A 6,328-nucleotide genomic window follows, 5' to 3' on the forward strand; every position below is an offset into this window, starting at 1 on the left:
CATGGATCGTGGGAAGAGGCTTTAAAACTGGACATGACACCTCTGGGTAAGTTATTGGCGGCGTTATTTGTATTTTCGATACTCTTCCATGGCATAAATGGTCTAAGGATAGTGTTGATAGAACTGGGAATTATAAAGGGGTGGCCTAGGCGCGATCCAATACGATCAGTGCCAGCGTTGAGAACATCCACGTTACATTTGTTACTCGTGGCGCTTACAATTGTGGGTACTATCGTAGGAACAGCGCTGGGAATATATTTAATAATCTACGGATCTGAAACATGGCCATGAGAGGCAGTACTGAGCGCCTCATTATAATCATAAGCGCCTTGATAATGATCATAGGCATGCCAGCCGTGATCATAGCGGCGATCGCGCTAGGCTATATACCACTCAGCAAGGCGATGTCCACACACCCATTAGTTATTATACCATATGCTCTTGAAAAAGTAGGATGGGGCTTGATATGGGTAATAGTTGCTATAAATTGGGTTATTCACGGATCACACGGTACGAGAAGAATACTTGGAGAGATTGTTAAAAATGAAAATGGGAGAAAAATACTTGATATCGTAATCAATGCAATTATGGTAATAACAGCCATAATGATATTTTATACATTAGTATTTGTCCCATAAAATTCAGAATTGGTGTCTCTCTTCACGAATCAGCAATACCAGCTGACATCACGTAAATAATGTTTGGTTTTCCTTTTTATTTCTAATCTACTCTCGGAGCCACAACTGCTATGAATGTACCTGTTGTAAATTCGTAGGTCAGTCTAATAGGCTTCCCAGTTGAGACTTCCACTTTTACGCGTTTTGAAATGCTCTTCATTTTGCTACTGATGTCTCTAAGCATCTCTACGGTATACTTCCCGGACACAGGTTCCTCGGCAGATATATTGAACACAGATTCGCTATCGAAACCCAACTCGGTTTCGGATGCTTTCCCGCCCTCACCAACACCCCTGAACGATACCTTCTCTGGAGCCACTGTTATCTGCACCCAGTCGGACACCCCGGCAACCATGGACAGGGTGTCGTCTAGTACATCTGAGTCTATCTCGAAAGAGGCGTCGAAAGACACGGCTAGCTCAGGTATCTCCTCTTCAACAACCTGTACTATGGGGAAGGAGAATCGCCTTATTAAGCCGACGTCTTTGCCTCTTTTGGGGTATATGTAGAGCGAAAATCGGTTTCTCTCCTTGTCGACGTAGAGCTCCAGTTTCTCCGTGGCGCCTACACGTTTAATTACGTCCTTAATTGTGGTGAAGATAAGCCCCACCTTGGTTTCCTCCTCGACGAAGTAGTCCTCTAAAGCCGTGGCGTTGAATCTCAAGTCGAAGAGCGTGGTCTTAGTGGGGTCGAGCGCTTTGAGAGTTATGCCATCGCTGGAGAAACTGAGCACAGCCTCGGGCAACATTTTGATTAGGACCTCAAAGGCGTAGCGAGGCTCTTTGCCCTTTGGGAATAAAGCTCTTGCACTCATAAAACTTACCAACTTGCAGAAATAAATAACTGTGTTTAGCTGTGATGTATTAGTGAGGAGGACCCCGATCGCTGATGCGTGAAGAGTGGTATTAACGCTGATTTTTCAGCCTTCTTATTTCCTCGATTAAGGCTGGTAAGATCTGTTTATAGTCCCCCACCACGGCATAGTCGGCGTTTTCCATAATTGGGGCATGTGGGTCTGGATTTATTGCGACTATTGTCTTAGCCTCTGTGATGCCCATTAAATGCTGTATGGCGCCACTTATACCAACCGCTATGTATAGCCTGGGGCGAATTGTCTTGCCGGTCTGGCCGATCTGCCTAGTATGTGGAGCCCAGCCGGCGCGCACCGCCATAAGCGATGCGCCTACTGTTCCGTTGAGCAGTTTAGCCAGGTCTATTAGTAGCTTAAACCCCTCCGCGGAGCCCAGACCTCTGCCTCCCGCCAATACAACGTCCGCGGATTCGACAGGAGGTAGATCTGCAATGTCTCTCTCTATTCTCTTCTCGATAGATACTAAACGCGTCTTTCTGGTGGGTATCTCTACTCTTTCTACAATTATTTCTCCAGTTCTGCTAGTATCACGTTGTGGTTTTGGAAACACGCCGGGTCTGACGCTTGCCATTTGCGGACGCCGTTGGGGCGTTCTTATTGTGGCTAGCTGTGTGCCGCCGAATGTGGGGCGTATTTGTAATAAGTCGCGGGTCTTGGGATCTATCTCCAGTGCGGTGCAGTCTGCCGTTATCCCCGTTGTCAAAGTGTTTGCAATATACGCCGCAAGCTCCCTACCCCGCTTTGTGGCTCCTATGAGGAAGATCTCTGGCTTGTACTTCTGCACAACTTGGGCGATGGCTTCGGCGTACTCCATAGGCGTGTATGTCTTTAGATCTGGGTTGTTGATTATTACGACTTTATCAGCGCCGTGATAGATGGCCTCACGGGCCATTTCTTCACTACCCGCTACAATCACGCCGCCGACCTCGGAGTTTCCGAGTTTCTGCGCCAACTCCCTGGCCTTGCCCAGCAACTCCAAACCCACGTCCTTCAGCCTCTTGTCGCCATCCCGTTCAAGGTAGACCCACACACCTTTATACTCCTCCTTGTTTACCGGAGGCCAAAGCTTGCAGGGCATAGCTACAATATACCCTCCTGTCTTAACGCCTCGACTAGTTTTCTCGCGACCTCGCCCGGCTCGCCTTGCAATACTATTTTCTTACGTGGCGGATACACAGCAGGCGCCATGCCGGCGACCACAGTGGGGCTACCTCGTAGACCAACACACTCGGGATCTAGATCTAGTTCCTTGTTACTTATTATCTGGATACGTTCCCTGGCGTCAAGCTTACGGCTTAGGCTAATCTCTCTCGGCACTTGTGAACCCTTTAGCACAGATACCACAGCAGGCATCTCCACTTCATAAACCTCGTCAACACCTTCGTCCTCTAAGAAGCGGCGAACTACAAGTGTCCTTCCCTTTATCTCCGCGTCATATACGTAATAGACGTATGGCACCCCCAGCCAGCTCGCCGTCTGCGCGCCTATATGCGCCGTGGTGCTGTCTATAGTCTCCTCGCCAGCAACTATTAAATCGTAGTCTGGAATAAACTTCTCTATTGTCTTGGCGAGTACGTGCGCCGTGGCCCAGGTATCAGCACCCGCGAACGTCCTGTCCGAGGCGAGGATGGCCCGGTCGGCGCCCATACCTATCAAGCTTTCTAAGGCCGGGATACCGCTAGGCGGTGCCATGGATAGGGCTATCACCTCGCCCCCATATCGATCTCTAAGTTTCAGGGCAAACTCCACGGCGTCTCTATCCCACACGTTTGCTGTGAGTGGCACGCCTTCTCTTACCAGAGTGCCGGTCTTTGGATCGATTCTTATCGCCGAGGAGAGGGGAACAGCCGCCTTTGTGAGAACAACGATCTTCATAGCCTAGGTGAACCTATACCAAATCCCCATTCCGGATCGCGGATAGTTCCACTCAATTGCGCCGTGTGGACACACCACGCGGCAGGTCCCGCACTCGACACACGCCTCGGTGCTTAACACTACATAGTCGCCCTGCTGGACGTAGCACTTCGCTGGGCACATATAGGTACATGGCTTCTTTTCACATGTTCTACACTTATCGGGGTCCTTTATCTTTATGTGAGGTCTGTGAACATCGACATCCCAGGCGTTGGCGTTGAGCCGCTCCTCTATTGTAAAATACTTCAAGCTCATAGGCTTCTTAACATTCTTATCATATTTATCATTGTCTTTAACATGTTAACACGTGTTTTCTTCGACGCCTCACGTACAGCCTCAAACAGCGTCCTCTGGTTGTGGTCTATGTTGAAGTATTTGTACGCCGCCTCTGTGGATAGCAGAGCTAGATCTCTGAACAGAGACTCGTCGCTTAGCAGACGATCCGCCGATCTGAATTTCTCAAGTTGTTGCAAGACGAAGCTTTCTCTAAGTTTTTTCTCGTAAATTGCCAGATCCTCAGCTGAGGGGCTTCTTGCCTCCTTGATTGCCTCGGCGGCTAATACGCCGGAGGCGATGGCGAAGTCGACTCCGCGTATCAACACTCCTGTGTGCAGTAGGAACCCAGCGGCGTCGCCTACAATTAACAAGCCGTCGTAGTAGTAACGGGGAGGCGACATGTTAATCCCAGCCACCGGCGTCATATGCCCCCCGTACTCCTGTAGAGTGGCCCCTTTTACAAGAGACGCAATGTAGGGATGTAGCCTAAACTTCTCAATTAGGTCGTATGCCGGCGTTTTCAGCTTTTCCCAGTTCTTTAGATACACAACGACGCCGAGCGCTAGGGAGTCTTTGTACGTGTAGATGAATCCGCCGCCGGGCAGATACTCTGTGGGATAGCCGGCTAACGCCCACGCAATGCCTTCGTCTTCGTCGAGGCCCAACCTCTCCTCAAGCACCTTCTTGTTTTCAAATTTCAACACCTCTTTTACGCCGACGGCAACCAGCTCCGGCTCTAGCTTCTTCACTATCCCAGCGCGTTCTAGAAGTAGACGGTTAACCCCCTCCGCGTCGATTACATACTCTGCCTGCAAGACGTCGGACCCCGACTGTACCCCAGTAATTTTTCCTTTCTCGTCTTTTACCAAGGCTTCTACGGTGACCTCTGTCACGATTTTTGCGCCGGCGCCCTGTGCCAATTTAGATAGCCAAGATACAAAGGAGACTAGTGGCGCTACGAAACTGGTCTTTTCCTTTTGAGTTATTGCAAGTTCCACTGTTAAAGCCTTGTCTTCAGTTAGGAAAGATACCCTCTCCTTTCTAACCCACCTATCGACTGGGGCGTCTTTGCGGAATTCGGGCAGGTACTTGTCAAGCCAGTACGCGTAGATGCGGCCGCCGTAGAGCTCCTTGGCCCCGGGCTCCCTCCCCCTTTCTAAGACTACTACCTTGAAACCAGAAGAGGCAAGCTTGTAGGCAGCGGCGAGGCCCGCGGGTCCAGCCCCTACTACAGCCACGTCGAACTTCATAACAACGGGTCTTGTCTAGATAAATATATATGGATCTCGTCAAGAAGCGAATTAGAATTTCTATCAACATATGCCTGAGATAGATTCTGGAAAACAACCTCGACGCAATGCCGCTCCAGATCTGGTGTTAGCATTTTTAAAAATGCCTAACACCTTCTATGCCGTGAAAATTCGTCTTAAGTACTTCTCAGCTCTAAGAGATGTAACTGGCAGAATTTCTGAAGAGTTAGACATTCCGCCGGGCTACACATTAGGTCAGTTAATCAACTGGTTTTTTAATAGGTATCCAAAAGCTGAGGTTTTCAAAGAGGAGTTGTTGGTCTTAGTAAACGGACGGACACTCGACAACTTCTATGTATTGAGGGAGGGGGACGAGGTGGCGTTGATGCCCCCCGTGAGTGGCGGAGGGGGAGTGGTTAGCCAACCTGTAGATTTAAACAGGGAGGTTGTCGACATAATTGAAAAGACGGCGTCGAGAGGCGGCGGGGGGGTGGTGATTTTCGTGGGTTATGTCAAGGGGAGGGTGGGCGACGCCACCGTAAATTTATTGGAGTACGAGGCCTATGAGCCCCACGCTAGTCACAAAATAAGGGAGATTGAGGAGTGGGCTAGGAGTCAGGAGGGGGTGCTCGAGGCTAGAATTTACCATGTAGCTGGTTCGTTGAGGCCGGGCGACCACACGGTGTACGTCTTCGTATCTGCGGTGAATAGAGACGTCGCATTTAGAATAGCTAGAGAGGCGTTGGAGAGGGTAAAGCACGAGGTTCCGATTTTTAAACTCGAAAAGAGAAGCGATGGGGAGTACTGGGTGCTTGGCGACGGCAGACGCGTGCCTAGAAGTCCTCAATCTTAAACGGAGACTCCTCAACTTCGACGACGCCCTCTATCTCAGAGACGTATTGGTTGTGCCGCATCCTAACCACTATGTTTATGGCATATCCGCTTCTAGTAATGATAACAGTCTTCCCCCGGGTGAATTCTACGTCAAGTACCTGTTCCCCCGCCTCTTCGAGGTGCCTAGCGACTCTGTTTATTAGGCTCCATAGAAATGTCATGGCTACGTTGATGCTACCGGCCTTAACCTCGATAGGTTTGGCTATGGCCTCTGATAGGAATTCGCCGATTTCTCTGCTCATCTCCGGAATAGTGGACTCGACTAATGCGTAGACGCGTAGCTTGCTCACGTTCCTGACGCTCTCTCTTAGCTTCGCCTCCACCAATTAATAGGCTTCTGGGATTTAAATAGAAGAGTATATATAAGTGCACTTAGTTTCTGTCTGTGTCGGAGTACCACCTCTACTACGAGACTATTCCGACGGGGGTTGAGGGGCTCGATGCCA

The 6,328-nt window shown here is 49.7% G+C and carries 9 protein-coding genes; 3 read left to right on the top strand and 6 right to left on the bottom strand.

Annotated features, from left to right (window positions below):
* Together ACP5J3_RS09900 and ACP5J3_RS09905 are read left to right on the top strand one after the other, a co-directional pair.
* On the top strand, positions 1-291 hold a 291-nt coding region (locus ACP5J3_RS09900), incomplete at its 5' end, for a succinate dehydrogenase (protein ID WP_428495541.1).
* Entirely contained in the window at positions 282-638 is a 357-nt protein-coding gene (locus ACP5J3_RS09905; RefSeq protein ID WP_428495542.1) for a succinate dehydrogenase, read from the top strand. The genes ACP5J3_RS09900 and ACP5J3_RS09905, both read left to right, overlap by 10 nt.
* A gap of 82 nt (positions 639-720) precedes the next feature.
* Here ACP5J3_RS09905 and ACP5J3_RS09910 read toward each other — a convergent pair whose 3' ends face one another.
* The 5 genes from ACP5J3_RS09910 to ACP5J3_RS09930 form a co-directional block, all read right to left on the bottom strand.
* Entirely contained in the window at positions 721-1,491 is a 771-nt protein-coding gene (locus tag ACP5J3_RS09910) for a DNA polymerase sliding clamp (RefSeq protein ID WP_428495543.1), read from the bottom strand.
* Positions 1,492-1,582: 91 nt separating this feature from the next.
* Complete coding sequence (locus tag ACP5J3_RS09915) at positions 1,583-2,626, bottom strand: electron transfer flavoprotein subunit alpha/FixB family protein (RefSeq protein ID WP_428495544.1); 1,044 nt, start codon at positions 2,624-2,626, stop codon at positions 1,583-1,585.
* A 2-nt stretch (positions 2,627-2,628) separates the two neighbouring features.
* Positions 2,629-3,423, bottom strand: coding sequence for an electron transfer flavoprotein subunit beta/FixA family protein (locus ACP5J3_RS09920; protein WP_428495545.1), 795 nt, complete (start codon positions 3,421-3,423; stop codon positions 2,629-2,631).
* Between the two features lie 3 nt (positions 3,424-3,426).
* The gene (locus ACP5J3_RS09925) at positions 3,427-3,717 is read right to left on the bottom strand and encodes a ferredoxin family protein (protein WP_428495546.1); all 291 of its coding nucleotides are present in this window, start codon (positions 3,715-3,717) and stop codon (positions 3,427-3,429) included.
* A complete protein-coding gene (locus tag ACP5J3_RS09930) occupies positions 3,714-4,988 on the bottom strand; it encodes an FAD-dependent oxidoreductase (protein ID WP_428495547.1) in 1,275 nt (424 codons plus the stop codon). The genes ACP5J3_RS09925 and ACP5J3_RS09930 overlap by 4 nt, the downstream gene beginning before the upstream one ends.
* 163 nt (positions 4,989-5,151) lie before the next feature.
* Here ACP5J3_RS09930 and ACP5J3_RS09935 point away from each other — a divergent pair, with 163 nt between their 5' ends.
* A complete protein-coding gene (locus ACP5J3_RS09935; protein WP_428495548.1) occupies positions 5,152-5,841 on the top strand; it encodes a molybdenum cofactor biosynthesis protein in 690 nt (229 codons plus the stop codon).
* On the opposite strand, the gene ACP5J3_RS09940 is transcribed toward ACP5J3_RS09935, so the two are convergent.
* Positions 5,822-6,205: a hypothetical protein gene (locus ACP5J3_RS09940; RefSeq protein WP_428495549.1), complete on the bottom strand. Its 384-nt coding sequence runs from the start codon at positions 6,203-6,205 to the stop codon at positions 5,822-5,824. The genes ACP5J3_RS09935 and ACP5J3_RS09940 overlap by 20 nt on opposite strands.
* Positions 6,206-6,328 lie beyond the last annotated feature (123 nt).

The sequence above is a fragment of the Pyrobaculum sp. genome (assembly GCF_049971835.1).
Lineage (GTDB): Archaea > Thermoproteota > Thermoprotei > Thermoproteales > Thermoproteaceae > Pyrobaculum.